At 66.4% G+C, this 25,163-nt stretch carries 29 protein-coding genes; 16 read left to right on the forward strand and 13 right to left on the reverse strand.

Features of this window, described 5'->3' with window-relative positions:
- Positions 1–68 precede the first annotated feature (68 nt).
- The 3 genes from N7422_RS03385 to N7422_RS03395 all read left to right on the forward strand — a co-directional run bounded on the left by N7422_RS03385 (position 69) and on the right by N7422_RS03395 (position 2,003).
- The gene (locus N7422_RS03385; RefSeq protein ID WP_279805192.1) at positions 69–884 is read left to right on the forward strand and encodes a sulfite exporter TauE/SafE family protein; all 816 of its coding nucleotides are present in this window, start codon (positions 69–71) and stop codon (positions 882–884) included.
- Positions 885–948: 64 nt separating this feature from the next.
- Positions 949–1,599, forward strand: a complete 651-nt coding sequence (locus tag N7422_RS03390; protein ID WP_279805193.1) for a DUF998 domain-containing protein — start codon at positions 949–951, stop codon at positions 1,597–1,599.
- A 74-nt stretch (positions 1,600–1,673) separates the two neighbouring features.
- Entirely contained in the window at positions 1,674–2,003 is a 330-nt protein-coding gene (locus tag N7422_RS03395) for a hypothetical protein (RefSeq protein WP_279805195.1), read from the forward strand.
- Between the two features lie 88 nt (positions 2,004–2,091).
- Here N7422_RS03395 and N7422_RS03400 read toward each other — a convergent pair whose 3' ends face one another.
- Positions 2,092–2,412: an I78 family peptidase inhibitor gene (locus tag N7422_RS03400; protein WP_279805196.1), complete on the reverse strand. Its 321-nt coding sequence runs from the start codon at positions 2,410–2,412 to the stop codon at positions 2,092–2,094.
- A 288-nt stretch (positions 2,413–2,700) separates the two neighbouring features.
- Between N7422_RS03400 and N7422_RS03405 the strand changes: the two genes are divergently transcribed.
- Entirely contained in the window at positions 2,701–2,913 is a 213-nt protein-coding gene (locus N7422_RS03405; RefSeq protein ID WP_279805198.1) for a hypothetical protein, read from the forward strand.
- On the opposite strand, the gene N7422_RS03410 is transcribed toward N7422_RS03405, so the two are convergent.
- The 7 genes from N7422_RS03410 to N7422_RS03440 all read right to left on the reverse strand — a co-directional run bounded on the left by N7422_RS03410 (position 2,885) and on the right by N7422_RS03440 (position 10,002).
- Positions 2,885–3,895: a nucleoside hydrolase gene (locus N7422_RS03410; protein ID WP_279805199.1), complete on the reverse strand. Its 1,011-nt coding sequence runs from the start codon at positions 3,893–3,895 to the stop codon at positions 2,885–2,887. The genes N7422_RS03405 and N7422_RS03410 overlap by 29 nt on opposite strands.
- 136 nt (positions 3,896–4,031) lie before the next feature.
- A complete protein-coding gene (gene rbsD / locus N7422_RS03415; protein ID WP_279805200.1) occupies positions 4,032–4,436 on the reverse strand; it encodes a D-ribose pyranase in 405 nt (134 codons plus the stop codon).
- Complete coding sequence (rbsK, locus tag N7422_RS03420) at positions 4,433–5,341, reverse strand: ribokinase (protein WP_279805201.1); 909 nt, start codon at positions 5,339–5,341, stop codon at positions 4,433–4,435. The genes rbsD and rbsK overlap by 4 nt, the downstream gene beginning before the upstream one ends.
- A gap of 9 nt (positions 5,342–5,350) precedes the next feature.
- Positions 5,351–6,376, reverse strand: coding sequence for a LacI family DNA-binding transcriptional regulator (locus tag N7422_RS03425; protein WP_279805202.1), 1,026 nt, complete (start codon positions 6,374–6,376; stop codon positions 5,351–5,353).
- Between the two features lie 4 nt (positions 6,377–6,380).
- Positions 6,381–7,373: an ABC transporter permease gene (locus tag N7422_RS03430; RefSeq protein ID WP_279805203.1), complete on the reverse strand. Its 993-nt coding sequence runs from the start codon at positions 7,371–7,373 to the stop codon at positions 6,381–6,383.
- Positions 7,370–8,923, reverse strand: coding sequence for a sugar ABC transporter ATP-binding protein (locus tag N7422_RS03435; RefSeq protein WP_279805204.1), 1,554 nt, complete (start codon positions 8,921–8,923; stop codon positions 7,370–7,372). Before N7422_RS03435 ends, N7422_RS03430 begins: the two co-directional genes overlap by 4 nt.
- 131 nt (positions 8,924–9,054) lie before the next feature.
- The gene (locus tag N7422_RS03440) at positions 9,055–10,002 is read right to left on the reverse strand and encodes a sugar ABC transporter substrate-binding protein (RefSeq protein ID WP_279805205.1); all 948 of its coding nucleotides are present in this window, start codon (positions 10,000–10,002) and stop codon (positions 9,055–9,057) included.
- 341 nt (positions 10,003–10,343) lie between these two features.
- On the opposite strand from N7422_RS03440, the gene N7422_RS03445 reads away from it, so the two are divergent.
- The gene (locus tag N7422_RS03445; protein WP_279805206.1) at positions 10,344–11,432 is read left to right on the forward strand and encodes an asparaginase; all 1,089 of its coding nucleotides are present in this window, start codon (positions 10,344–10,346) and stop codon (positions 11,430–11,432) included.
- A 60-nt stretch (positions 11,433–11,492) separates the two neighbouring features.
- On the opposite strand, the gene nfsB is transcribed toward N7422_RS03445, so the two are convergent.
- On the reverse strand, positions 11,493–12,146 hold the full coding sequence (nfsB, locus tag N7422_RS03450; protein ID WP_279805207.1) for an oxygen-insensitive NAD(P)H nitroreductase: 654 nt from the start codon (positions 12,144–12,146) through the stop codon (positions 11,493–11,495).
- Positions 12,147–12,249: 103 nt separating this feature from the next.
- Between nfsB and N7422_RS03455 the strand changes: the two genes are divergently transcribed.
- From N7422_RS03455 to N7422_RS03470, 4 genes are all read left to right on the forward strand, one after another.
- Entirely contained in the window at positions 12,250–13,170 is a 921-nt protein-coding gene (locus N7422_RS03455; protein ID WP_279805208.1) for a LysR family transcriptional regulator, read from the forward strand.
- A 34-nt stretch (positions 13,171–13,204) separates the two neighbouring features.
- A complete protein-coding gene (locus N7422_RS03460; protein WP_279805209.1) occupies positions 13,205–13,819 on the forward strand; it encodes a LysE family translocator in 615 nt (204 codons plus the stop codon).
- A 77-nt stretch (positions 13,820–13,896) separates the two neighbouring features.
- Positions 13,897–14,727 (forward strand): AraC family transcriptional regulator, encoded by an 831-nt coding sequence (locus N7422_RS03465; protein ID WP_279805210.1) that lies wholly within the window; start codon positions 13,897–13,899, stop codon positions 14,725–14,727.
- Positions 14,728–14,776: 49 nt separating this feature from the next.
- Positions 14,777–15,361 carry a LysE family translocator gene (locus tag N7422_RS03470; protein ID WP_279805212.1) on the forward strand — a complete coding sequence of 195 codons (585 nt, stop codon included), beginning with the start codon at positions 14,777–14,779 and terminating at the stop codon, positions 15,359–15,361.
- 22 nt (positions 15,362–15,383) lie between these two features.
- On the opposite strand, the gene N7422_RS03475 is transcribed toward N7422_RS03470, so the two are convergent.
- Positions 15,384–16,592, reverse strand: a complete 1,209-nt coding sequence (locus N7422_RS03475) for a sugar transporter (protein ID WP_279805213.1) — start codon at positions 16,590–16,592, stop codon at positions 15,384–15,386.
- 222 nt (positions 16,593–16,814) lie between these two features.
- Here N7422_RS03475 and N7422_RS03480 point away from each other — a divergent pair, with 222 nt between their 5' ends.
- Complete coding sequence (locus N7422_RS03480) at positions 16,815–18,122, forward strand: hypothetical protein (RefSeq protein ID WP_279805214.1); 1,308 nt, start codon at positions 16,815–16,817, stop codon at positions 18,120–18,122.
- Positions 18,123–18,134: 12 nt separating this feature from the next.
- Here the strand turns inward: N7422_RS03480 and N7422_RS03485 are convergent, their stop codons facing one another.
- The gene (locus N7422_RS03485) at positions 18,135–19,187 is read right to left on the reverse strand and encodes an NAD(P)-dependent alcohol dehydrogenase (protein WP_279805215.1); all 1,053 of its coding nucleotides are present in this window, start codon (positions 19,185–19,187) and stop codon (positions 18,135–18,137) included.
- A gap of 177 nt (positions 19,188–19,364) precedes the next feature.
- Between N7422_RS03485 and N7422_RS03490 the strand changes: the two genes are divergently transcribed.
- Entirely contained in the window at positions 19,365–20,270 is a 906-nt protein-coding gene (locus N7422_RS03490; protein ID WP_279805216.1) for an AraC family transcriptional regulator, read from the forward strand.
- A 7-nt stretch (positions 20,271–20,277) separates the two neighbouring features.
- Here the strand turns inward: N7422_RS03490 and N7422_RS03495 are convergent, their stop codons facing one another.
- On the reverse strand, positions 20,278–20,874 hold the full coding sequence (locus tag N7422_RS03495) for a TetR/AcrR family transcriptional regulator (protein WP_279805217.1): 597 nt from the start codon (positions 20,872–20,874) through the stop codon (positions 20,278–20,280).
- Positions 20,875–20,967: 93 nt separating this feature from the next.
- Between N7422_RS03495 and N7422_RS03500 the strand changes: the two genes are divergently transcribed.
- Positions 20,968–21,591 (forward strand): NAD(P)H-dependent oxidoreductase, encoded by a 624-nt coding sequence (locus tag N7422_RS03500; protein WP_279805218.1) that lies wholly within the window; start codon positions 20,968–20,970, stop codon positions 21,589–21,591.
- 80 nt (positions 21,592–21,671) lie between these two features.
- On the opposite strand, the gene thpR is transcribed toward N7422_RS03500, so the two are convergent.
- On the reverse strand, positions 21,672–22,244 hold the full coding sequence (gene thpR / locus N7422_RS03505; RefSeq protein ID WP_279805219.1) for an RNA 2',3'-cyclic phosphodiesterase: 573 nt from the start codon (positions 22,242–22,244) through the stop codon (positions 21,672–21,674).
- Between the two features lie 207 nt (positions 22,245–22,451).
- Between thpR and lpxO the strand changes: the two genes are divergently transcribed.
- The 4 genes from lpxO to N7422_RS03525 all read left to right on the forward strand — a co-directional run bounded on the left by lpxO (position 22,452) and on the right by N7422_RS03525 (position 25,123).
- Positions 22,452–23,351: a lipid A hydroxylase LpxO gene (gene lpxO / locus N7422_RS03510; protein ID WP_279805220.1), complete on the forward strand. Its 900-nt coding sequence runs from the start codon at positions 22,452–22,454 to the stop codon at positions 23,349–23,351.
- Between the two features lie 154 nt (positions 23,352–23,505).
- Complete coding sequence (locus tag N7422_RS03515; RefSeq protein WP_279805222.1) at positions 23,506–23,967, forward strand: hypothetical protein; 462 nt, start codon at positions 23,506–23,508, stop codon at positions 23,965–23,967.
- Positions 23,968–24,131: 164 nt separating this feature from the next.
- Positions 24,132–24,476, forward strand: a complete 345-nt coding sequence (locus N7422_RS03520) for a carboxymuconolactone decarboxylase family protein (RefSeq protein ID WP_279805223.1) — start codon at positions 24,132–24,134, stop codon at positions 24,474–24,476.
- Positions 24,477–24,553: 77 nt separating this feature from the next.
- A complete protein-coding gene (locus N7422_RS03525; protein WP_279805225.1) occupies positions 24,554–25,123 on the forward strand; it encodes a GNAT family N-acetyltransferase in 570 nt (189 codons plus the stop codon).
- Positions 25,124–25,163 lie beyond the last annotated feature (40 nt).

Here is a 25,163-nt window from a genome sequence, read left to right on the forward strand (position 1 = left end):
GCGGATGCCAGCCAATAGACGAACCGCCTACGCTGCCAAGCCTCCCCCTGGCCCGAGGTCAAACGTCCATGTTCTATCCCCTGCTCGGCCTGTTCGGCCTGTGCGCCGGCATCACCACCCTGCTGTTCGGCTTTGGCGGCGGTTTCTTCGCCGTGCCACTGCTGTATGCCCTGCTGCTGGCCAGCCACGGTGCGGGCACGGCGGTGGCCCAGCATGCCATGCAGATCGCCGTGGCCACTTCTGCCATGGTGATGATCTTCAGCAGCGCCCTGGCCACCTGGCGTCATCAGCGCGCCGGCAGCCTGCGCTGGGACCTGGTGCGGCCGCTGGCGCCGGCCATTGCCGCGGGCGCGCTGCTCGGCGCCTGGGCGGCGCTCTACGTGGCCAGCGCCTGGCTGCGCTGGCTGTTCATTGCCTACCTGCTGCTGAGCCTGCTGGATGCCTGGCTACGGCCAGGTTTCGTGCGCGCGAGCGAGCGCCGGCTGGACACCCTGGGCAGCGCCAGCGCGACCCTGATCGGTGTCCCCATCGGCGCGCTGGCCGCCCTGCTCGGTGTCGGCGGCAGCGTGATGACCGTGCCGTTGCTGCGGCGCCGCGGCGCCAGCATGCGCACCGCCACGGCCATGGCCAACCCGTTGTCGCTGCCCATGGCGCTGGCGGCCACGCTGGTCTATGCCCTAGTGCCGGTCGGCCAGATCGAGCTGGGCGACGGCCTGCTGGGCCTCATCGACCTGCGCGCGGCCCTGGTGATGACCGCCGGCGCCTGGCTCGGCATGCACCTGGCAGCGCCCCTGCTCGGGCGCATCCCCGACAGCGTGCATGCCCGAGCCTACCTGGCGCTGCTCGCCTGCGTGCTGATGGTGATGCTGGTCAATGGCAACTGAGGCTGGCCAATGGCCAGGCCAGGGCTGTAGGCTGCGCCGTGCACTCACCAAGGAAGGCAACTGCATGAAGACATTCGATCGCCTGCTGCTCGCCAGCGGCCTGCTCATTCCCCTCTGGCTGCTGCTGGGGGTGGCCCTGACCGCCCTGGCTTATCCCGGCTACGACCATCTGCAACAGGCGATGAGTCTGCTCGGCGCGGTCGGCGCGCCCACCCAGCAGCTGTCGCCCTGGGTGAACAACTTCCCCCTGGCCGTGCTGTTCGCCTTGTTCGCCTGGGGTCTGGCGCGACGCTGGCGGCAGTCGAAACTGGCGCGGCTCAGCGCACTGCTGGTGCTGCTGCACGGGCTGGGCAGCCTGGGAACTGGCTGGTTTGCCTGTGACCAAGGCTGCGCACCGCTGGAGCCATCCTTCTCGCAACAGATGCACAACCTCAGCGGCCTGCTGATGTTCCTTTCGCTGACGCTGGCCTGTGTGCTGTGGATCGGGCTGGGCAAGCGCCTGGCGCGCTCTGCGGGACTGGCCGGCTGGTCACTGCTGTGCGCCGTGTTGTCGGTGGTCACCGTGGTGCTGATGGCGAAGGCTGCGCAGAGCGGTGAGCTGTTCGGCCTGTACCAGCGGCTGAACTACGGCATCTGCGTGCTATGGATAGCGACCCTGGCCGCGCAGTCGCTGCGCACACCCCGGCAGGGTGGCCTGCGAATGGCCATCGCCTGACGGCAAATTGCTGGCCCCCAGGCAGGGAAAGCGAGGGCAAACTTCGTTTTCCTTCAGATACTTAGGACAGCAACATGCGGGTAATTCTAGTAACCGTGGCTGGCTGCCTGCTGACCACCGCTGCCTTCGGCGCCCAGGCCCGGGCCCTGAGCCAGAATGATCGCCAGGTGTGTGGCTGGGGTTCGCAGATCGCCGCCGAGGCGCAGCAGGCCAAGCTTTCCGGGGTGACCCTGTACGCCACGCGCAAGAAGCTGCAGGTGCGCAAGTTCGCCAAGCCCTGGATGCGCATGACGGCGTTCGGGATTACCGAGCAAACGTACAACAGCCGGTCGCGACTAAAACCGGCGGCGATCAAGCAGACGTATTACGAGCAGTGTGTGCAGCACGCCGTCGCAAAAAGATAAAAGTCTTATAAATTAGACATTTATAAGACTTTATTAATGCTGCTTATGCAAAAACTGCCTTACGGCTCTTCACAGAAGCAGCGCCAGGTCAGCCGCAGTTGACGCGGGTGACCACCCCTTTGTCATCGACATTCAGGTTCAACCGTTCGGAACGGTACTCCAGGGTGATCACGTCATGGGGCTTGAGGATGCGCGCCATCTGCGAGCCGCTGGCCTTGCGCGCCTGTTCCAGCAGCTCCGGGCTGGCCGGCTTGCCGATGGTGAAGTCGGCGCCACTGGCCTCGCAGCGGCCATCGTTGCCGGCCGGGGCCGCTGGGGCACTGCCGCCACCCGAAGAGCCACCGGTGCTGCAGCCAGTCAGAACGGAAGCCACCAGCAAGGTCGCCAGGGAAGCGCGGGTACGTAACATGAATCCTCCTAAATAAATCCGGGAACTGCCTGATGCGACAGTTCCTCCAGGCGTTTGTTGCAAAACCGCACGATTCTGCCTGACAGTAGCGCCAGACACGAAAAGCAATCGTGACCGGATTTTGCATCAAACCAGTGGTTCGGCCAAACGCGCGCCTTATGCTTAAGTCGCAGCTCACTTGCGGCAAATGAATGATTTACTGCAAGAAGTGGAGTGCGATATGACACCCCTTCGAACGCCAGGACGCGGTATTCGACCTATCACCCAGGCCCCAGCGAGAACCGCCCCATGAGCAGCCACAGCATCGACGCCGATATCAAGGTCAAATGGGACGAAGGCCAGAGCGCCTACAGCCCAAGCACGCCCGAGGAACTGATGCTGATCGCCGTCGACCTGCTGGTGCGCGATCGCGGTGGTGAAGCGGCGCGCAGCTTCATCGAGCAGGTGCTCGAGCGCCACGCGCCGCATGAAGCTATTTCAATCGAGCCAAGCGGGCGCTGAGCAGGTCGAAGAAGCCCTGGGCGTCGCCCTCCTCGATCCACGTCACGTTGGCCGGTTGCTTGAGCACACCGTACCAGTCGGCGACGGTCTGGCCGAAGGTCGGGCCTTCGCGACTGTCGACCACCATATGGATCTGCCTGCCCTTGAACAGCTCCGGCTTGAGCAGGTAGGCGATCACGCTGGCGTCGTGCACAGGGCCGCCGGGCATGCCGTAGTTGTCCATGTCGAACTTGATGTAGGCGTTGAGGATGTCCACCACCAACTTGCTGGCGTTGTTGTTCACCGCGGCCAGTTGCTTGAGGCGGGCGTCGCTGGTGAGCACCTTGTGGGTCACGTCCAGCGGCAGGTAGGTAAGCTTGACGCCACTGGCCAGCACCACCTCGGCGGCATGGGGGTCGGCGAACAGATTGAACTCGGCCGCCGGGGTGATATTGCCACCGTTGAAATGGGCGCCGCCCATCACCACCACTTCCTTGATGCCATCGACGATCTCCGGCTTCTGGATCAGCGCCAGGGCCAGGTTGGTCTGTGGGCCGAGCATGGCGACGGTGATGCTGTGCGGCTCGGCGGCGCTCAGGGTATCGATCAGATACTGCACGGCGTTGCCCTTGGCCAACGGCGCTTTGGGCTCGTGGACCTGGACACCGGTCAGACCTTCCTCGCCGTGGACGTTGGCGGCGTAGATCGGCGTGCGCACCAGCGGGCGGCCGGCCCCGGCATATACCGGGATCTCTTCGTGGCCGCCCCATTCGCGGGCCAGGCGGGCGTTGCGCGAGGTCTTCTCCAGACGCACGTTGCCAGCGACGGTGGTGATGGCACGGATCTTCAGCTCTTCGGGCGAGGCCATCGCCAGCAGCAGCGCCACCACGTCGTCGGCGCCGGGGTCGGTATCGATGATCAGGTCGCGGGGTGCGGCCATCAGGGTGGTGGCGGCCAGCGCGGACATGAGGACGGTTCCTTGGAGCAGGCGTTTGAGGGACATTCAGCACTCCTTGTTGCTAGGGGTATGGATTCACAGGGGCCCTTTCGCCGGCAAGCCGGCCCCCGCAGAGACAGCCAGGGCCCCACCTGTGGGAGCCGGCTTGCCGGCGATCGAGGGCGCAGCCCTCGCATTCGGTCTAGAAGGTGACACCCGCCACCAGGGCGATATTGCTGTAGGGTTTGCACTCCCCCGTACGCACCACGGCTCGGGCCTGATGGCACAGGGTCTTGAAATCGGCATGGCTGAGCACCTGGCGCTGGCCCAGATCGCCGCTCGCATGCAACCGCTCGACCTCGGCCAACCCCGGCGGCAGGGCCTGGAACAGCTCTTCGGCCAGCACATGCCGTTCCACCTGCATCTCGCTGAGCACCACGCGCAGCACGCTGGCAAAATCCGGGATGCCCGGCGTCAGGGCCAGGTCGATCAGCTCCACGCCGGGCGGCACCGGCAACCCGGCGTCGCCAATCACCAGGATGTCGCCATGCCCAAGCCCGGCGATGGCCCGCGACAGGGCGATATTCAACAGCGGCGTCTTCTTCATGGCGCCAGCTCCTTCAGATAGGGAATCGACGGCTGCGCGCCGACACGGGTCACCGACAACGCGGCCGCGCGCTGACCGAACCCGATTGCCTCTTCTTCCGACAAGCCACGCGCCAAGCCCGCGGCAAAGCCACCGACGAAGGTGTCGCCGGCCGCCGTGGTATCCACCGGCTGCACTCGCGGCGCCGGGAAATGCCGGCTGCCGAGGGCATCGACCAGCAACGCGCCGTCGGCACCGAGGGTGACGATCACCTTGCCCGCCCCCAGCTGCCGCAGGCGCTCGGCCGCCCGGCGTGCGCTGTCCTGGTCATTCACCTGCACGCCGGCCAGGGCCTCGGCCTCGCTTTCGTTGGGGATCAGGTAGTCGATATGGGCGAACCACTCCGCCGGTAGCGGGCCGCTGGCAGGCGCCGGGTTGAGGATCACCGTCTTGCCCAATTCGCGGCCACGGGCCAAGGTCCAGGCCACGGTGGCGTTCGGCACTTCCAGTTGGCAGATGATCACCTGCGCTTGCTGCAGCAGGCTGTCGAAACGACGCACCGACTCCGGCCCCAGCAGGCCGTTGCCGCCTGGGATGATGACGATGGCGTTCTGGCTGGCGGCGTCCACCACGATCAGCGCCACGCCACTGGACACCCCCTCGCACACGCTCACTCCCTGGCAATCGACGCCCTCGGTCAGCAGCGCCTGGCGCAACTGCTGGCCATAGGCGTCGTTGCCGACGTTGCCGACCATCGCCACGCTGGCGCCCAGCCGGGCCACGGCCACGGCCTGGTTGGCGCCCTTGCCGCCGGGCGCGGTGAAAAAGCTGTCGCCGGCCAGGGTCTCGCCGCCCCGGGGCAGGCGCTGAGCGCGGGCCACCAGGTCCATGTTGAGGCTGCCGACCACTACCACCTTGGCATCCATGGGTATTCCTTAACGGTAATCGTTGAACAGGTCCGGGCGTGGCCCGGTGGATTCACGCAGGACGATGCGCGGGGCGATGATGCGCTGCTCGGCGACGCAGTCGCGCCGGGGCGTAATGATGCGCGACAGCAACAAGTCCGCGGCGCTCTCGCCCAGTTCGCGGATCGACTGGCCGACAGTGGTCAGCGATGGGTACACGTAGCGGCTGAGCTCAATATCGTCGAAGCCGATCACCGACAGCTCGCCCGGCACGTCGATATTGCGCTCGGCGGCGGCGCGCAACACGCCGAAGCCGATCATGTCGTTGCCGGCGAAGATCGCCGTGGGCCGCTCGCCATCGAGCAGGCGCGCCGCGGCGGCGTGGCCGCCGAGGCTGGTGAAGTCGCTGTGCAGCACATGACCCGAGGCGACGCGCACGCCGGCCTCGGCCATCGCCCGGCGGAAACCGGCCAGGCGCAGCTGGCTGACGCCGGTATCCACCGGTCCACCGATGGTGGCGATCTCGCGATGGCCCAGCTCGATCAGGTGGCGCGTGGCGAGGTAGGCGCCCTGCTCGTGGTCGATGCGCACCAGGTCGGCTTCGACCCCTTCCAGGGCGCGGTCGACGATGACCATCGGCGTGCGCACGCCGCTGAGGCTGTCGAGCAGGTCGCGGTCCTCGCCCACCGAGGCGACGATCAGGCCGTCGATGCGCTTCTCCAGCAGCACGCGCAGGTAGCTGCGCTGCTTCTGCGGGTTGTCGTCGGAATTGCACAGGATCACGCAGTAGCCGTTGCGCTCGCAGCCGTCCTCGATGCCCCGGGCCAGCTCGGCGAAATACGGGTTGACGCTGTTGGGCACCAGCAGGCCGATGGTGGCGGTGCTGCGCGCCTTGAGCGAACGGGCCACGGCACTGGGCACGTAGTCCAGCTCGGCGATCGCCGCCTCGACCTTCACGCGCACATGTTCGCTGACCGGGCGGGTCTTGTTCAGTACATGGGACACGGTGGTGTAGGAGATACCCGCCAGTGCCGCGACATCTTTGATGGTTGCCATGGTTTCAGTTCCGCCGGTTCGCACGCCGGCTGCGGTAAGTGTCGAGCACCACGGCGATGACGATGACCGCCCCGGTGATGATGCGCTTGGTCGGTTCCGAGGCGCCGATCTGGGCCAGGCCTGCAGCCAGCACCGAGATGATCAGCACGCCGAAGAAGGTACTGATGACCGAGCCGCGCCCGCCCATCAGGCTGGTGCCACCGATCACCACGGCGGCGATCACCTGCAGCTCGAGCCCGGAGCCGGCGTTCGGGTCGGCGGCCTCCAGGCGCGAGATCTGGAACAGCGCGGCCAGCCCCGCGAGCACGCCCATCAGGGCGAACACCAGGATCTTGTATGGGCGCGGGTCGATACCGGCCAGGCGCACCGCCTCTTCGTTGGTGCCGATGCCGATCAGGTAACGACCGAACACCGTGCGGGTCAGCACCAGCTGGGCCAGCACGATGACCAGCAAGGCGATGATGAAGGCCGGCGAGATGCCAAAGGCGATGGGGTTGGAGAACCAGGCGAAGGCATCGCCGATATACGCGGTACGCGAGTCGGTGAACTGGTAGGCCAGGCCACGGGCCATTTCCAGCACCCCCAGCGAGACGATGAACGAGGGGATGCGCCAGGCCACGGTGATACTGCCGGTGACCGTGCCGGCCAGCGCCGCCACGGCCATGCCGAGCAGGGCCGCGGGCAGCACGCTCCAGCCCCAGCCAAGGATCGCCACGCTGACCGCCGAGGCGGCCAGCGCCAGCACCGAGCCTACCGACAGGTCGATACCGCCGATGATCAGCACGAAGGTCATGCCCACCGCCAGCACCATGAGGTCGGGAATCTGGTTGGCCAGGGTGCTGAACGTAGCGTAGGACAGGAAGTGGCTGCTCAGCAGCGAGAACAGCACGATCATCGCCAGCAAGGCGCCGGCCAGGCCCAGGTAGGTGCCCAGGCCGAAATAGGTGCCGCTGCGGCGGGCGGGCGCTGCGCCCGGGGTGTCGAGTGTGGTTTTCATGCGTCGTTCCTGGGGGCTGCCTCATGCAGCAGAGCGTCACGTTTCTGGTAGCCGGCGAAGGCGGCGGCAAGGAGCTGGTCCTGGCTCCAGCGGTCGCGGTCGAAGGTGTCGATCAGGCGGCCGGCCGAAAGCACGGCGATGCGGTCGCAGATCAGCATCAGCTCGCGCAGGTCGCTGGACACCACCACCAGGGCCTTGCCCTGGCGGGCGAGTTCGGCGAGCAGGCCATAGATGTCGAACTTGGCGCCGACGTCGATGCCGCGGGTGGGTTCGTCGAACAGCAGCACCTGGCAGTCGCGCTCCAGCCAGCGGCCGATCACCACCTTCTGCTGGTTGCCACCGGACAGCTCGCCCACCGCTTGCGCGGGGCTGGCACTGCGGATGCGCATGGCGCCGATCTGGCGCTCGGCCAGTGCGCGCTCGGCATCACGGTCGAGCACGCCGGCGCGGGACACGGCAGCGAGGTTGCCCAAGGCAATGTTGGCGCTGATCGACTGGCTCAGCAGCAGGCCTTCGCCCTTGCGGTCCTCGGTGATCAGGGCGATGCCCGCCTTTACCGCGGCCTTGGGCGAGTCGATGGTCACCGGTTGCGGCGGCTGGCCGAGGGCGACCTGGCCACTGTCGGCGCGGTCGGCGCCGTAGATCAGGCGCAGCAGCTCGGTGCGCCCGGCGCCGATCAGGCCGGAAATGCCGAAGATCTCCCCTGCCCTGACCTCGAACGACACCTCGCGCACCTTGTCGCCGCGGCTGAGCTTGTCGACCTTGAGCAACGGCGCGCCGATCGTGCGCTGGCCGAGGTCGATATGCTCGCCCAGCTCGCGGCCGACCATCAGGTTGACCAGTTGCTCGCTGCTGTAGCGCTGGATCGGCTCGGCGCAGACCAGCTTGCCGTCGCGCAGCACGGCGATGCGCTGGGCCACGCGCTGCAGTTCTTCGAGGCGGTGGGAGATATAGACGATGGCCACGCCGCGCTGGCGCAGACGCTCGATCTGAGTGAACAGCAGCTCCACTTCGCGGGCGGTGAGCATGGCCGTGGGTTCATCGAAGATCAGCACATGGCAGTCGCCGATCAGGTTGCGGGCGATCTCCACCATCTGCTGGTGGCCGATGCCCAGCTCGCCGACGAGGGTATCCGGGTCGATGGCGTCCAGACCCACCTGGGCCATGGCCGCGGCAGCCAGCTGGCGCAAGCGCTTCTGGCTGATCCAGCCGAAGCGACTGGGCAGGTTGTCGAGGAACAGGTTCTCGGCCACGGTCAGGGTGGGCAGCAGGTTGAGCTCCTGCATCACCATGCGCACGCCGAGGCGCTCGGCCTCGGCGCGGTTGCCAGGGCTGTAGGGCTGCCCGCGATACTGCATCTGGCCGCTGGAGGGAATCTCCAGGCCGCTGATCAGCTTGGACAGCGTCGACTTGCCCGCGCCGTTCTCGCCGGTCAGGGCCAGCACCTCGCCGCCGCGCAGCTCGAGGGTGACGTCGCCGAGCACGGGCTGGGCGTAGGTCTTGCCGAGGCCGCTGACGGCTAGCACGGTTTCATTGGCCGGTACTGACATGGCCATTCTCTCCTAGGTTGGCACAACACCCCTGTAGGAGCGGGCTTGCCCCGCGAAGCAGGCGACGCGGTGCATGGCATCGGCTACGCCGGTGATCGCGGGGCAAGCCCGCTCCTACAGGGATCGCAACATCACTGGGTGATCAGCTCGACCGGGGTCTGGATGACATTGTCGGCATCCACGCCAGGCTTCTCACCCTTGAGCATCTTCAGCGCCGCCTGGATGCCGAACACCGCCTGCTGGCTGGCCGCCTGGTCGAGGGTGGCGAGCACGCGGCCGTCCTTGAGCATCGGCTTGATGGCATTGATGTTGTCGTAGCCGACCACCTGCACCTGACCGGTCTTGCCGGCGGCGCGCACGGCCGAGACGGCGCCCAGCGCCATGCTGTCGTTGCCGGCCAGCAAGGCCTTGAGTTCGGGGTATTCGTTGAGCATCGAGGCCGCCACGGCATTGCCCTTGTCGATCTCCCAGTTGCCCGACTGCACCGAGACGATCTTCATCTGCGCGGCCTCCATGGCGTCCTTGAAGCCGGCGGTGCGCTGCTGGGCGTTGGTGGTGGTCGGCACCCCTTCGATGATGCCGACCTGGTCGCCGGCCTTGAGCTTCTGCTGGACCAGATAGTCACCGACCAGGCGCGCGCCCTTGCGGTTGTCCGGCCCCACGAACGGCACGCTGATGCCCTTGCTCTTGAGCACGTCGGGGTCCAGGCGGTTGTCGATGTTGACCACGGTGATGCCTGCATCCATGGCCTTCTTGACCACCGGCACCAGCGCCTTGGAGTCGGCCGGGGCGATCACCAGGGCCTTGGCGCCGGTGGCGATCATCTGCTCGACGATGCGGATCTGGTTGCCGGTGTCGGTCTCGTCCTTGATGCCGTTGGCCACCAGGGTGAAGTCGTTGGGATGCTCTTTCTGATAGGCCTTGGCGCCATCTTCCATGGTGCGGAAGAACTCATTGGCGAGGGATTTCATCACCAGGGCGACCTTGGGCGCTTCCTCGGCGTGGGCGGGAGGCAGGGAAAAGATCAGCGACGAGAAAACGGCGAGGGCCAGCGGACGACCGAGGAACGGCAGTTTCATGGAAATGACTCCGAATCTTGTGGTTTTTATCGGATCGCAAACGTTTGCGGTGACTCACTATGGAAACGGGGCCCGCTTTTGTCAAATCCATTGCGTAGGGCATGACGGCCATGCCGGTCGGATTATCCGCAAATTATCCGAAAAACCGAACATCTTTCCTACGCTTTGTTCGGCAATCCGAACGATTCCATGTTGCGACCAAATGGTCAGCTTTTGACGCGTGCAGTCAGGCCGGGAATTTCATGATGAAACTCGACGAACGGTAGTTGCTGGTACGAAATCTGCCTTACCTGCCGTGCGACACAGCAAACATCTCATCCAGGAAGAGAGAAGCAGAAATGATGAAATCCACTCTTAAGACCTTCACACCGGGCGCCCTGGCCCTGCTGCTGGTCCTGCCAACCATGGTTTGCGCCAAGGAAGCCGCGCAACAACAGAAGCTCGCCAACGTGGTGATCCTCGCCACCGGCGGCACCATCGCCGGCGCCGGTGCCAGCGCCGCCAACAGCGCCACCTACCAGGCCGCCAAGCTGGGCGTCGACAAGCTGATCGCCGGCGTGCCGGAGCTGCAGGACCTGGCCAACGTGCGCGGCGAGCAGGTGATGCAGATCGCCTCCGAAAGCATCGGCAACGAAGACCTGCTGAAACTGGGCAAACGGGTCGCCGAGCTGGCCGAGAGCAAGGATGTCGACGGCATCGTCATCACCCACGGCACCGACACCCTGGAAGAGACCGCCTACTTCCTGAACCTGGTGGAGAAGACCGACAAGCCGATCATCGTGGTCGGCTCGATGCGCCCCGGCACCGCGATGTCCGCCGATGGCATGCTCAACCTCTACAACGCCGTGGCCGTGGCCAGCAGCAAGGAGGCGCGCGGCAAGGGCGTGCTGGTGACCATGAACGACGAGATCCAGTCGGGTCGCGACGTGAGCAAGGTGGTCAACATCAAGACCGAAGCCTTCAAGAGCCAGTGGGGCCCGCTGGGCATGGTGGTGGAAGGCAAGTCGTACTTCTTCCGCATGCCGGCCAAGCGCCACACCGTCAACTCGGAATTCGACATCAAGAACATCAGCAGCCTGCCTGCCGTGGACATCGCCTACGGCTACGGCAACGTCACCGACACCGCCTACAAGGCGCTGGCCGCGGGTGGCGCCAAGGCGATCATCCACGCCGGCACCGGCAACGGCTCGGTCTCCTCGCGCGTGGTCCCTGCCCTGCAGGAGCTGCGCAAGAGCGGCGTGCAGATCATTCGTTCGTCCCACGTCAACCAGGGTGGTTTCGTCCTGCGCAACGCCGAGCAGCCTGACGACAAGAACGACTGGGTCGTGGCCCACGACCTGAACCCGCAGAAGGCGCGGATCCTGGCCATGGTCGCCATGACCAAGACCCAGGACAGCAAGGAGCTGCAGCGGATCTTCTGGGAATACTGATCGACGCCTGAAACGGGCCGGTGATGTCGCCGGCCCGTCCTTGATCTTCGGCTGCGCGGATCAGAGGAAGGTGAACACTTCGCTGGCCGGCAGACGCGACTTGCTCAGGCCGGCATTGAAATCCTCTTCGCTGCGATAGCCCAGGCTCATCAGCACCACGCTGGTGAAGCCCCGTTCGCGCAGCCCCAGTTCGGCGTCCAGCGCCTTGGCGTCGAACCCTTCGATCGGCGTGGCATCCAGGCCATGGGCGGCGGCACCCAGCAGCGCGGTGCCCAGCGCCAGGTAGACCTGCTTCTCCATCCAGTGCTGCAGATCCTTGAAGTCATGCCGGTGCAGGTCGACATAACCACGGCGGCTCTGGTCCTGCGCGCCGCGTGCCTGCTCGGTGCGGAAACGCCCGTCGGCGGCTTCCTGCTCCAGCACCGCCTGCAGGTGTTGTTCGGTGATGTTGGTGCGGGCGGCGAACACGATCACATGGGAAGCATCGCGGATCTTCGGGCTGTTGTAGGCGAACCGGCCGTCGGTGGCCTTGGCCAGGCGGTCCTTGCCTTCGGCGCTGTCGGCGACCACGAAGTGCCAGGGCTGCGAATTGACCGAGGACGGGCTGTGACGCAGTTGCTCGAGCAGGGCATCGACGGTGGCCTGGGGGATCTTGCGGCTGGCGTCGTAGGCTTTGGTGGTGTAGCGGCGCTTGGCGAGGGTAACGGTGTCCATCTGCGGCAGTTCCTCAAGGGGTCGTGGATGGAGCGAATCTTATCTTCCCGGCACGAAAGAAAAACCAGCACAATGCAGCAACACTTTCATCCCTGGAGTGAAAATGCTGCGCATCAACGACCTCGAACTGTTCACCCGTGCCAGCGCCCTGGGCAGCTTCACCGCCGCCGCCCACGAAGCCGACCTGTTGCCCGGCCAGGTGGCCGCGGCGATCAAGCGCCTGGAGCGCGAGCTCGACGTACGCCTGTTCGCCCGCACCACCCGCAGCCTGCGCCTGACCGCCGAGGGCGAGCTGTACCTGCCCACCGCCCAGCGCGTGCTCGACGCCCTGCGCCAGGGGCGCGAAGACCTGCACGGCAGCCACAGCTGCCTGCGTGGCGTGCTGCAGGTGGCGGCGCCCTCGGACCTGGGGCGCAATCTGCTGCGCCCGTGGCTGAGCGCGTTTCGCCGCGAGCACCCGGGGCTGGGCCTGCGCTTCTTTCTCTCCGACCAACTGGCCGACCTCTACCGCGACCCGGTGGATGTCGCCATCCGCTACGGCCTGAACGAAGACGCCAACTACATCGCCCTGCCCCTGGCGCCGTGGAACCGCCGGGTGCTGGTGGCCTCGCCCGGCTACCTGGCCCGTCATGGTCGCCCCCGCAGCCCTGATGACCTGCTGCAGCACGACTGCCTGCTGTACCTGCAGCAAAGCCGGGTGTACGACAAGTGGCGCCTGGGCAACCGCACCGTGCAAGTGCGCGGGCCGCTGTTCAGCGACGACGCCGATGTGGTCCGGCGCTGGGCCCTGGAGGGCGAAGGCATCGTCTACAAGTCGTGGCTGGATGTCAGCGCCGACGTCGCCGCCGGGGAGCTGGAAGTGCTGCTGCCCGAGCATCCCGGCGAACTGACCCCGGTGACCCTGGTCTGCCCGCACCGCAAGCAGCTCACGCCCGCGGTGGCACAGCTGCACCTGTGGCTGCGCGAGCGCTTCGCCGCGCTGCGCCCGGAGGACATGTTGCAGCGGCTGTCGCCGGGCGTATAGTGCATCCACCCCCGACCGCAAGGAGCTGTCATTCATGCCGAGCCTGGAATTCCTCGTCACCGCGCTGATCATCGTGCTGATCCCTGGCAGCGGGGTCATCCTCACCGTCTCCAGCGCCCTGGTGGCCGGGCGGCGCGCCTGCCTGTGGACCGCCTCGGGCTGCACCCTGGGGATCGTCCCGCACCTGCTGGCCTCGGTGCTGGGCCTGTCGGCCCTGCTGCACACCAGCGCCCTGGCGTTCCAGGGGCTGAAGTTCGCCGGCGTCGCCTACCTGCTGTACCTGGCCTATGCCACCTGGCGCGATCGCGCCGCCTTCGCCGTGGACGAGCACGCCACCCCGGCCCCGGCCAGCCAGCTGGTGCTCAAAGCCTGCCTGCTGAACATCCTCAACCCCAAGCTGACCCTGTTCTTCCTCGCCTTCCTGCCGCAGTTCATCGACCCGCGCGCGGGCTCCGCGACCGTGCAGATGCTTGGCCTGAGCGCCGTGTTCATGGCCATGACCTTCGTCGTGTTCGTGCTCTACGGCCTGCTCGCCCACCTGTTCCGCCGCGCGGTGATCGACTCGCCCAAGGTCCAGGCCTGGCTGCGCCGCAGCTTCGCCGCCTCGTTCGCCGGGCTGGGCATCAACCTGGCGTTCGCCCAGCGCTGAACGCTGCACAATCGTTCTAAACCTGCGGGCCGATTCTGCGTTAAGGTCGACTTCCCGACACCGCCACGGCCCGCCCCATGAGCAACTGGATCGACCTCAGACAGGACGCCGACACCGGCATCGAGTCGGTCCGCGCGCATTTCACCGGCCATGCCTACGACCCGCACTGGCACGACAGTTTCCTGGTCGGCGTGACCGAACAGGGCGTGCAGCAGTTCAACTGCCGACGCGAGCGCCACCGCAGCACGCCCGGGCAGGTATTCGTGCTCGAGCCGGGTGACCTGCACGACGGCCACGCGCCCACCGTGGACGGCTTCACCTACTCCACCCTGTACCTCGACGCCAACTGGCTGGACACCGAGCTGCGTGCGCTGTTCGGCCACGCCCCGTCCAATGCCCTGCCCAGCTTCGGCGCCCTGCTGCACCGCGACGAGCGCCTGGCCGGCGCCACGGCCCGGGCCTTCGCGGCGGTCCACCAGCAGGAGTTGCGCATCGTTCGCCAGACCGCGCTCGACGACCTGCTGGGTTGCCTCACCGGGCACCTGCACTGGCGCAAGCGTCTGGACCCGGATCCGCGCCTGCCGTTGACCGCGCAGATCGCCCGCGACTACCTGCATGCCCACCTCGACCAGGACATCGGCCTGCAGGACCTGGCGCAGGCCTGTGGCGTCGATCGCTTCCGCCTCACCCGCGCCTTCAAGGCGGCCTTCGGCCTGGCGCCGCACGCCTACCTGATCCAGCTGCGCCTGGCCCGGGCCCGGCGTCTGCTGGCAGGCGGCATGACCCCCGCCGAGGTCGCGAGCACGCTGGGCTTTGCCGACCAGAGCCACCTGGGGCGCTGGTTCCGTCGCGCCTACCGGCTGACCCCGGCCGACTACCGCAGACGCTGCTCAAACCTTCCAGACTGAACGCCCGACAAACGCGAGCATGGTGCTTCGAACAATCGGAGCTTTCGCCATGTCGCACACCTTGCTGCCCTTCGTCCTGTTTGCCCTGGCCGCCAGCATCAGCCCCGGGCCGACCAACCTGCTGATCCTCGCCCACGGCGCCCGTAGCGGGCTGCGCGCCAGCCTGGCGCCGATCCTGGCGGCCTGCGTCGCGGCGGCGGCGGTGGTGCTGCTGGTCGGGCTTGGGCTGGGCGAGCTGTTGCTGCGCTATCCACTGGCGCAACGGCTGATGAGCTGGGCCGGCGCGCTGTGGCTCAGCTGGCTGGCCTGGAAGATGCTGCGCAGCGCCGGGGCGCCGTTGCAGGCGGGCGCGGACGATGGTTTCGGCGCGGTCAGCGCCGCGACCCTGCAGGTGGTCAACCCCAAGGTCTGGGTGACGGCGGTGGCGATGGTCGGCCTGTTCGCCACGCCGGCGCTGCCGATGTGGTGGCTGACGCTGGTGTTCCTGCTGGTCGCGCTGCCCAGCATGACGGCCTGGGCCTTGATGGGCGTGGGCAGCGCGCGCTGGCTACGCTCGCCGGGCCGGCTGCGCGGCTTCAACCAGGGCCTGGCGGGATTGCTGCTGGTGTCGGCGTGGTCGGCGCTGCTGCTGTAGTCGCCGCCGGCCTGTACCGACCTCAGGCCGATGGGTGACTCAACGCCTCACGGAAACGCCGGGTGCTGGCCGCCGCCAGCAGCAGGCCGACGAGCGCCACGCTGCCGCCCACCCAGCCGATGTCGGCCACGCCCATCTGGCTGCTGACGATACTGCCCAGCAACGCGCCGCCACCAATGCCGATGTTGTAGATGCCGGAGAACAGCGCCATGGCCACGTCGGTGGCGTCCGAGGCGAGCTTGAGGGTCTTGGACTGCAGCGACAGGCTGAAGCTGAGGATCGCCACGCCCCAGACCATGCTCAGGCCGGCGAACACGTAGAAGTTGCCCGATAGCGGCAACAGCAACAGCAGGCAGGCGGCGAGCGCGCCGATCGCGCCCACCAGGAAACCATGGGGGAAGCGCTCGCTGTAGCGACTGAACAGCAGCGAGCCGAACACCCCGGCCCCACCGAACAGCAGAAGCAGCAGCGTGGTGCGCTCGCCGCCGATCTGCGCCACGTGCAGGGCGAACGGCTCGATGTAGCTGTAGGCGGTGAACTGCGCGGTGATCACCAGCGTCACCAGCACGTAGGTGATCACCAGCGCCGGACGCCTGAACAGGATCGGCAGGCTGCGCAGCGAGCCCGAGTTCTGGCTCGGCAGCAGCGGCAGCGACTTCATCAGGCAGAGCATGGTCGCCAGCGCCACGCCGGCAATGCACAGGAAGGTGATGCGCCAGCCCAGCGCCTCGCCCACCACCCGCCCCAGCGGAATGCCCATGACCATCGCCAAGGTGGTACCGGTGGCCAGCAGCCCCAGCGCCTTGGCCTGCTGGCCGGGTGGCGCCACGCGCACCGCCAGCGAAGCGGTGATGGCCCAGAACACGGCATGGGCCAAGGCGATGCCGATACGACTGACCAGCAGCATGGCGAAGCTCTGCGACAGCCACGACAGCAGGTGGCTGACGATGAACACCAGGAACACGAACAGCAGCAGGCGTCGGCGTTCGACGTTGCGGGTCAGCAGCATCATCGGCAGCGACGCCAGCGCCACCACCCAGGCGTAGATGGTCAGCATCAGGCCGACCTGCGCGGTGCTCATGTCGAAACTGCGGCCGATGTCGCTGAGCAGCGCCACCGGCACGAACTCGGTGGTGTTGAAGATGAACGCCGCCAATGCCAGGGCGATGACGCTCATCCAACTGCCATTGCCGACAGTCGGTGGCAGCGAGGTGGGTACGGGACCATTCATGTGAAGAAGCTTTTCTCCGTGCGCAAGGCAATACGGCGCGCGTCGCCTGCCTGCTTCCAGGGTCGGTGACACACGTTTTTTTATTGAAAGGATGTCCGGCATGGTACGCATCAAGCCCGGGCCTCACAACCACGGGCGCGGACGGAGTACCATGCGCGCTTTCGTGCACCATTTTGTTGCACGGCCACCAGCAGCATCGCGGAACAAGGAGCCCGATCCGCCATGGACAAGCAGCATCCCCAGCAGCAGTGGCGCGAGGCGGTGGTCGCCTACGCCCAGGCCATCAATCGCTATGTCGCGCAGGGCCGCGCGCACGGCTGGGACGAACTCGAGGAACCCCAGGCACCTGCCACCGGCCACCTGCTCGATGCCTGGCGAGCCGCTCTGCTGGCCATCAACCAGCCCGGCATCGGCGAGCAGCAGCGCCAGCTGTTCCGCGAAGCCTGGCCCCCCGCGCACCTGCCCCTGGTGCCCCTGCTGGACGAACACGCCCAGGGCATCGGCCACCTGCTGTTGCTCGACGACGGCAGCCTGCTGGCCCGTATCGGCATGCCTTTCGACAAGGGCCAGGTGGTGCGCATCGACGATCACAGCGTCACACCGGTGATCGGTGTCGAGCATTTCGGCCGCTGCCCGCAACGACGCTACCATGCCCTGGCCAATGCCGAGGGCGTGCGCATCACCGATGGCTGGGGCGGGCCGCTGGTGGCGCGATTGGCCTGGCCCCATGGCCTGGAAGGGTTGCCGCCCGGCTACCCGTTCGAGCCACTGGACCTGCCACCGACACCCACCGCGCTGATCCCCTTCCCCGACGGCCAACGCGTGCTGCTGGTCAGCAGCGACGGCATCTTCGTGCTGGCCGCCGGCGGAGCGACCCGCCTGCTGCCCCGCGAGCAGACGATTGTCGCCGACCTGCGCCGCGGCATCGACCCGGACGATATCGCCCTGGAACTGGCCATGGAACATGCCGCCCTGTCGCCGGATGGTCGCCTGATCGCCCTGGGCGAACAGTGCGGGCGCCACCTGTTGCTCGACGCACAATTGCAGCCGTTGGCCGAAATCGAACCGGCCAGCGAATACCCGCACTTCGCCCTGTTCAATCGACGCGGCGATCACCTGCTGCTCAACGCCTGCCATTTCTATCACGGCACTACCCTGGGCGTGGGCGTGGCCGACCTGGACGGCCAACACCAAGGCACGGACCCGCGCACGCTCTTGCTGCAGGACGGTGCACGCATCCACGCCGGTGTCGCTCGCGACGGCGAGTACATCGTCGGCGACGCCCAGGGCTACCTGCGCGCCTTCGGCGAGGATGGCCGCGAGCACTGGCAGCACTACCTCGGCTCGACCATCAGCGCCATGGACATCAGCGCCGATGGCAAGACCCTGGCGGTGGCCAGCCACGCCGGGTTCATCTCGCTGGTCGCCCTCGACAGCGGGCGACCGGAGTGGCAGATCGGCACCGGCCCCCATGGCGAGGTGCGCCGCTGGGTGTGCTGGAAAGGCCTGGACGGGCCGCTGGCCTGGTGAACCCACACAACCTCAGGCCTTGAGCGTGGCCATGTCGATGACGAAGCGGTACTTCACGTCGCCGGCGATCATCCGCTCGTAGGCCTGGTTGATGTTGCGGATATCGAGCATCTCGATATCGCAGCCGATCCCGTGCTCGGCGCAAAAATCCAGCACTTCCTGGGTTTCGGCGATGCCGCCGATCAGCGAGCCGGCCAGCACCCGGCGCTTGGTCACCAGGGTGGCCGCGTGCACCGGCGGGTCGACCGGCTCGATCAGGCCGACCAGGATGTGCACGCCATCGAACTTCAAGGTTTCCAGGTAGGGGTTGAGGTCGTGCTGCACCGGAATGGTGTCGAGCAGGAAGTCGAAGCGGCCCGCCGCCGCACGCATCTGTTCGGGGTCGGTGGACACGATCACATGGTCGGCGCCCTGGCGATGGGCCTCCTCGGCTTTGGCGGCAGAACGGGTGAACAGGGTCACCTCGGCGCCCAGGGCCTTGGCGAGCTTGATGCCCATATGGCCCAGGCCGCCCATGCCGAGCACGCCCACCTTGTGCCCTGGACCTACGCCGTGGTGCCTGAGCGGCGAGTAGGTGGTGATGCCGGCGCAGAGGATCGGTGCCGCGCTGGGCAGGTCCATGCCCTCGGGAATGCGCAGAACGAAGTGCTCGCTGACCACGATGCTGCTGGAGTAGCCGCCCAGGGTGTTGCTGCCGTCGACCCGGTCGGGGGTGGCGTAGGTCTGGGTCGGGCCTTCCAGGCAGTACTGTTCCAGATCCTGGCGGCAGGCCTCGCAGTGGCGGCAGGAGTCGACCATGCAGCCGACACCGACCAGGTCGCCGACCTGGTAGCGGCTGACCTTCTCGCCCACCGCGGTGACCCGGCCGACGATCTCGTGGCCCGGCATCAGCGGGTACACGGCGATGCCCCACTCGTTGCGGGCCTGGTGGATATCGGAGTGGCACACGCCGCAGTAGAGGATCTCGATGGCGACATCGTCGGCGCGCGGGCTGCGGCGCTGGAAAGTCATGGGGGCCAGGGGGCTGGTGGGGGACTGGGCGGCGTAACCGATGGCGGTGTACATACGGGACCTCACTGAGTGAAACGGTTCAGGTTGCGCATTTTCCGCAGCCTGGCCACCCTCGCCCATCGCCGATTCTCCGGCATGCATGCCGGATTCTCCGGAAGTGTCCGCCCGCATCTGGCGCTGACGGGCCATTCTGCGAAGATGCCACTGTCCGATTCTCTGCCCAGGTAGACCATGCACCTGACTCGCCACGTGGATGCCAACGCCACCCTCTGCTCATTGATCCGCAGCCTTGCCACACGCCCCGGGTTCGTCCCCACCGCCCTGCCCCAGGTGCAGGTGCTGACCTGGGATCACTATGTCGCCAGCAGCCCGCAGATCTACGAACCGAGCCTGATCATCCTCGCCCAGGGCAGCAAGCTGGCGCGCCTGGGGCCACGTACCCTGGAGTACGGCGCCGGGCATTACCTGGTGCAGGCCCTGTCGGTGCCGTTCATGTGCGAAACCTTCGCCACCCCGCAGGCGCCGTTGCTGGGCGTGGCCGTGGACATCGACCGAGGGCTGCTCAGCGAACTGGTGCAGAGCATGAGCCTGGCCCCGGACGCCAGGGTGCAGGCACAGACGCCGCAATCGATGACCTCGGCGGTGCTGGATGCGGCGATGCGCGACAGTGTCGAGCGCCTGCTGCAGTGCCTGCAGGATCCACTGGACGCCAAGGTGCTAGGCCCGGCGCGGGTGCGCGAGGTGATCTACACCGCCCTGCGCGGCCCCCAGGCAGGCGTGCTGCGGGCACTGGTCGAGCAGCAGGGGCATTTCGCCCGGATCGCCGCCGCCCTCGCCTACCTGCGCGAACACTACGCCGAGCCGCTGGGCGTGGATGAGCTGGCCAGCCGGGCCAACATGAGCGTGTCGACCTTCCATGAACATTTCAAACGCTGCACCGACCTGGCACCGATGCAGTACCTCAAGCGTCTGCGCCTGCTCAAGGCGCAGCAGATGCTGATTGGCGAGGGCCTGGGTGTGGCCCAGGTGGCGCACCGCGTGGGCTACCAGAGCACATCGCAGTTCAGCCGCGAATACAAGCGCCAGTTCGACCGCAGCCCCGGGGAAGAACAGCCCTACCAGAGCCTGCCGGCCTAGAGCCCGGTCACTGACGCAGCACCATCGCCACGATGGTCGCCTGCAACTCCTGCTTGGCCTGCGCGGCGGTCAGCTCACCGGCCGCCGCGGCCTGCGACAGCGCATCCGCCGCCCCCACCAGCACCCACAGCCCGGCATCGCCGATCTGCCCACCCGGCGCGAACGGTGCCAGCGCCTGCCGGCACTTGTCCATGAATGGGCCGTCGTAACCCCGCTTCGACGCCTCCATCTCCGGCGAGCCGGCCAGCGCCGCGCTCACACCGGGAATCTCCCGGCCCTGGGTCGCCACACAGTCCACATAGGCCTCGGCGATCACCCTCGCACGCCCCGGCAGATCGGCCGAACAACCCGCCAATGCCGTGTCGAGCATGGCGGTCTGGCGTGCGTCGTACTCCTGGTACAGCGCCAGCAGCAAGCCATTGCGGGTTTCGAAGTGGTCATAAACCACCGGCTTGGTCACTCCGGCCTGCTCGGCCAGGCGGCCCAGGCTCAAGGCATCGGTGCCCTCATCGCGAACCAGTAGCCAGGCCACATCGAGCAACTGACGGCGGCGCTCCTCACGGGACAGGCGCTTGCGCGGGGCGTTCTTTTCATCGCTTGACATCGATTACCTACCAAAAGTAACTTACCAAGGGTAACTTACTGCGAGTATATAGCGCTCGCCATTGCTCTGCATCCCACTTTTGGAGAATCCGCCATGCATGCCCTGATCGTCATCGGCCACCACGACCCCGACTCCCTCACCCATGCCCTGGCCCGGCAGATTGCCGACGGCCTGCGGCAGGCCGGCCATACCAGCGAGTTCGCCGACCTGGGCCGCGAAGGCTTCGACCCCCGCTTCGGCCTGGCCGACCACGCCGTGCACCGGCGCCTGGGTGCGCCACCGGCCGACGTGCTGGCCGAGCAGGCACGCATCGAACGCGCCGACACCCTGGTGCTGGTCTATCCCATCTACTGGTGGTCGTTGCCGGCCCTGCTCAAGGGCTGGGTCGAGCGGGTGTTCAGCAACGGCTGGGCCTTCGACTATGCCGCCGATGGCAGCACCACCAAGCTGCTGCACGGCCTGACCGCGCATCTGGTCGGCGTGGCCGGTGCCGACGCCGGCACGTTCGAGCGGCACGGCTATGGCGAAGCGATGCGCGTGCAGATCGAGCACGGGATCTTCGATTACTGCGGTGCCCAGGTATTGAGCTCGACCCTGCTGGACGACAGCGAAGGAGCCGATCCTGTGCGGCACCTGCAGACGGCGCGTCAATTGGGGGCAGCGCTGTTCGTTGAAACTGCGCATGCGCAATTGACACCTGCCGACTCAGTCGCCTGACAGCATTCGCGGCGCCTGCTCAACGGGTGAACCCGCGAACACCGGCAACGCCGGTGCCATCCACCACACAGGGCAATCGCCTACAACGGGCCAGCCCTGTGCACACCGGCATCGTCCAGCCCCCATTGCGCCAAAGGCCAGTACCGGCCTTTGCGCGACTCGTAGAGCACGAAGCTGCGCGCCGTAAGGTGGAAGTCCGGCGCCACTTGCGCCTCGGGCACCTGCGCCCGGAAATCCCGCGCCAGCGTCAGATGCGGCCGGTACTCCTTCGGCTGACCACCCACGGCCAACGGCAGCACCGCCTGCTGCAAGGCATACACCAGCTGACGCAAGGCGACAGGCACCTGCCCAGGCTCCAGTACCAGCGCGCTCGCACGCTGCCAGACCTGCAGACGGTCGAGCGGCAAGCGCAACGGCGCCTGGGGCCGCTTGAGGCGATCGATGGCGGCACAGATCGCTGGAACCTGGCTTGGGTCCACATCGCCGAGGAACAGCAAGGTGACATGAAAATTCTCCGCCGGCACCGGCTTGCCGCTGCGCAGGCCCAGCCCGCGCCGCCATTGCGCCAGGGCCCGGCACTGCGCCTGGCCGACCGGCAAGGCGAAGAACAGGCGCTTGAAAGGGGCGCCGCTGGGGCGCGCGTCCTGAATCATGTGAAGCTCTCCCTGGCAGCGGTCGAAACACTCATCACAAGGTAAAAAGGCTACATCAGGCTGTTGAAACGTTTACGCAAGCTATCAGCCATTGCACCTAAGTCGGCCAGATAAGACGTAACAATAAGTACAAACCCGGCCCACGATTGTTTATGCTGGCGGGCTTACGCCATGGCGCATGGCCATTTTTTCGACAAGTAAACGTCCATGAAAATTGCACTCGTACTGATCTTCGTCCTTTCGATCGCCTACGTTCACCTGCGCGGACGGGTTCGTCACAAGCTGACCCGCCAGCTGGGCGACCACTCCAGTTTCCTGGCGCCGGTCAACGCCTTCCTCTACCTGTTCTCCAGGCACCCGGCCAAGCCATACCTGCCGGTCGAGGCCTTCCCCGAGCTGCAGCCGCTGCAGGATCACTGGCAGGAAATCCGCGAGGAAGCCCAGCAACTGCTGCATGCCGGCGAGATCAAGAAGTCCGCCAACTACGACGATGTGGGCTTCAACTCGTTCTTCAAGACCGGCTGGAAGCGCTTCTACCTGAAGTGGTACGGCGAGAGCCACCCTTCGGCGATGACCCTGTGCCCGCGCACCACCGAACTGCTAAAGGGCATCGGCACGGTCAAGGCGGCGATGTTCGCCACCCTGCCGCCGGGCGCCAAGCTGGTGCGCCACCGCGACCCTTACGCCGGCTCCTACCGCTACCACCTGGGCCTGGACACGCCCAACGACGATGGCTGCTACATCGACGTGGATGGCGAGAAGTACTCCTGGCGCGACGGCCAGGGCGTGGTGTTCGACGAGACCTACATCCACTACGCGGCCAACACCACCGAGCACAACCGCATCATCCTGTTCTGCGACGTCGAGCGCCCGCTCAAGTACCGCTGGGCGACCGCCTTCAATCGCTGGTTCAGCCGCAACGTCATGGCCGCCGCCGCCGCGCCCAACGATGCCAACGACAAGACCGGTGGCATCAACCGCCTGTTCACCCGCATCTACAAGATCCGCGAACGCGGCAAGGCGATGAAGAAACGCAACCGTACCCGCTACTACCTGGAGAAGTGGGCCGTGGTCGCGGCGCTGGTGCTGGTGTTCATCTACATCTGATCTGGCCGACCGAAAGTGACCGGCCACATGGCCGCTCACTTTCGTTGAGGGCACAGGTTGCCAGGCGCCATGGACCTATCATTTTTGCCAGTTGTGATGAGTGCTTGCCTCTCATTAGTGTGAAAGCACTCGACAACTGATGAGGAAATGGGCCATGAGCAATGCCTTCAAAACTGCCTACTTCGAACTTGCGTTTTCGTTCGGACGTGTCACAGGAACTCTAAAACCGGCGCTCCACGAACACCATGAGCAGTTGCAGGCCACCTCCGCCTTTCTCGAGTTCCTTCCCGCCGAAAGTGACGAGGATGACGAGGATGACGATGTGTATGTGTTTCATGGCTATCAGTTCATCGAGACGTCACCCGAGTTGAAGGCACAAGGCATCCGTCTCTATCTGACCACTGAGGGCCACGTAACATCGGCTTGCGTGCTGCGAAATGATCAGTTGTTCTATGCCGATGAGGATAGGATTGATGTCGAAGTCACGAAATGGCAGCCGCAGCACGGGGTATTCAACGCAACGTTCAATATCGAAGCTCCCGGCCACCGGAATGTTCTACACACCGTTGCCGGGAATCTCTCGCTGGGACGCTGGGATCTACTGATCGTCGACTGACGGCGCACGCGCCCAGCACGTCGCAAGGCCGTTACCGGCCTGCCGCAGTGAGAGGGGATGTCAGACACTGTCGATGTTTCCCTCTTCCACCCACGTCTCACCTCACTGCCTACCATATCGACTAGCCTGAAAGCTCCTGTTGCCAACCAGACAAGGTGAAGACGATGAGCATGATGGACTGGGACGCCTACCGTAAGCAGTTGATGGCCGGCATCGGCGATCTCAAGCACCTCTCCCCCGACACCGTGGCCGGCTACGTGACCGCCAGCGGCGTCGGGGCCAAGACCAACCACCTGGATGCCAAGACCCGTGAGCTGATCTCCCTGGCGGTGGCCGTGACCACCCGCTGCGACGGCTGCATCGCCGTGCATTCGCAGCAGGCAGTCAAGCATGGCGCCAGCCGCGAGGAAATCGCCGAGGCCCTGGGCGTGGCGGTGGCGATGAATGCCGGCGCCGCCCTGGTGTATTCGGCCCGAGCCCTGGATGCGGTGGGCAAGGCCAACGGCTGAGGACAATTCCGGCGCCGCCCTTGCACGGCGGCGCCGCCCCCACCAGACTTGGCGACCCAGCCCGCGCAGGAACCGCCATGATCCACATTCGCCCCATGACCCCTGAAGACTTCGAGCGCTTCTGGCCCACCTTCCAGGCCATCGTCCAGGCCCGCCAGACCTACGCCTTCGACCCTGCCATCGACTTCGAGCAAGCCCGCACGCTATGGCTGCACACGCCCCTGCGCACGCTGGTGGCCGAGCAGGATGGCGAACTGCTCGGCTCGTACTTCCTCAAGGCCAACGCCGCCGGCCCCGGCGGGCACGTGGGCAACTGCGGCTACATGGTCTGCGCGAACGCCCGTGGCCGCGGCGTGGCCAGGCTGATGTGCGAACACTCGCAGAAACTCGCCCGCCAGGAGGGCTTCCTGGCCCTGCAGTTCAACTCGGTGGTGGCGACCAACGAGGTGGCGGTGGCGCTGTGGCACAAGCTTGGTTTCGAGACGGTCGGGCGCCTGCCCAAGGCGTATCGACATGCCGAGCTGGGCCTGGTGGACAGCCTGGTGATGTACAAGTGGCTGGCCGACGAGCCGGTGGTAGAGAAGCCGGCGCTGCTGATCGGGCGCAAGAACATCGAAGCTCGGGTCTCGCGCCGCCGCGGGCGCTGAGTGCACGGTGCGCGCCAAACACCTCTGGATCGCTGCTTCG

Source organism: Pseudomonas sp. GD04091 (assembly GCF_029836165.1).
Taxonomy (GTDB): Bacteria; Pseudomonadota; Gammaproteobacteria; order Pseudomonadales; family Pseudomonadaceae; genus Aquipseudomonas.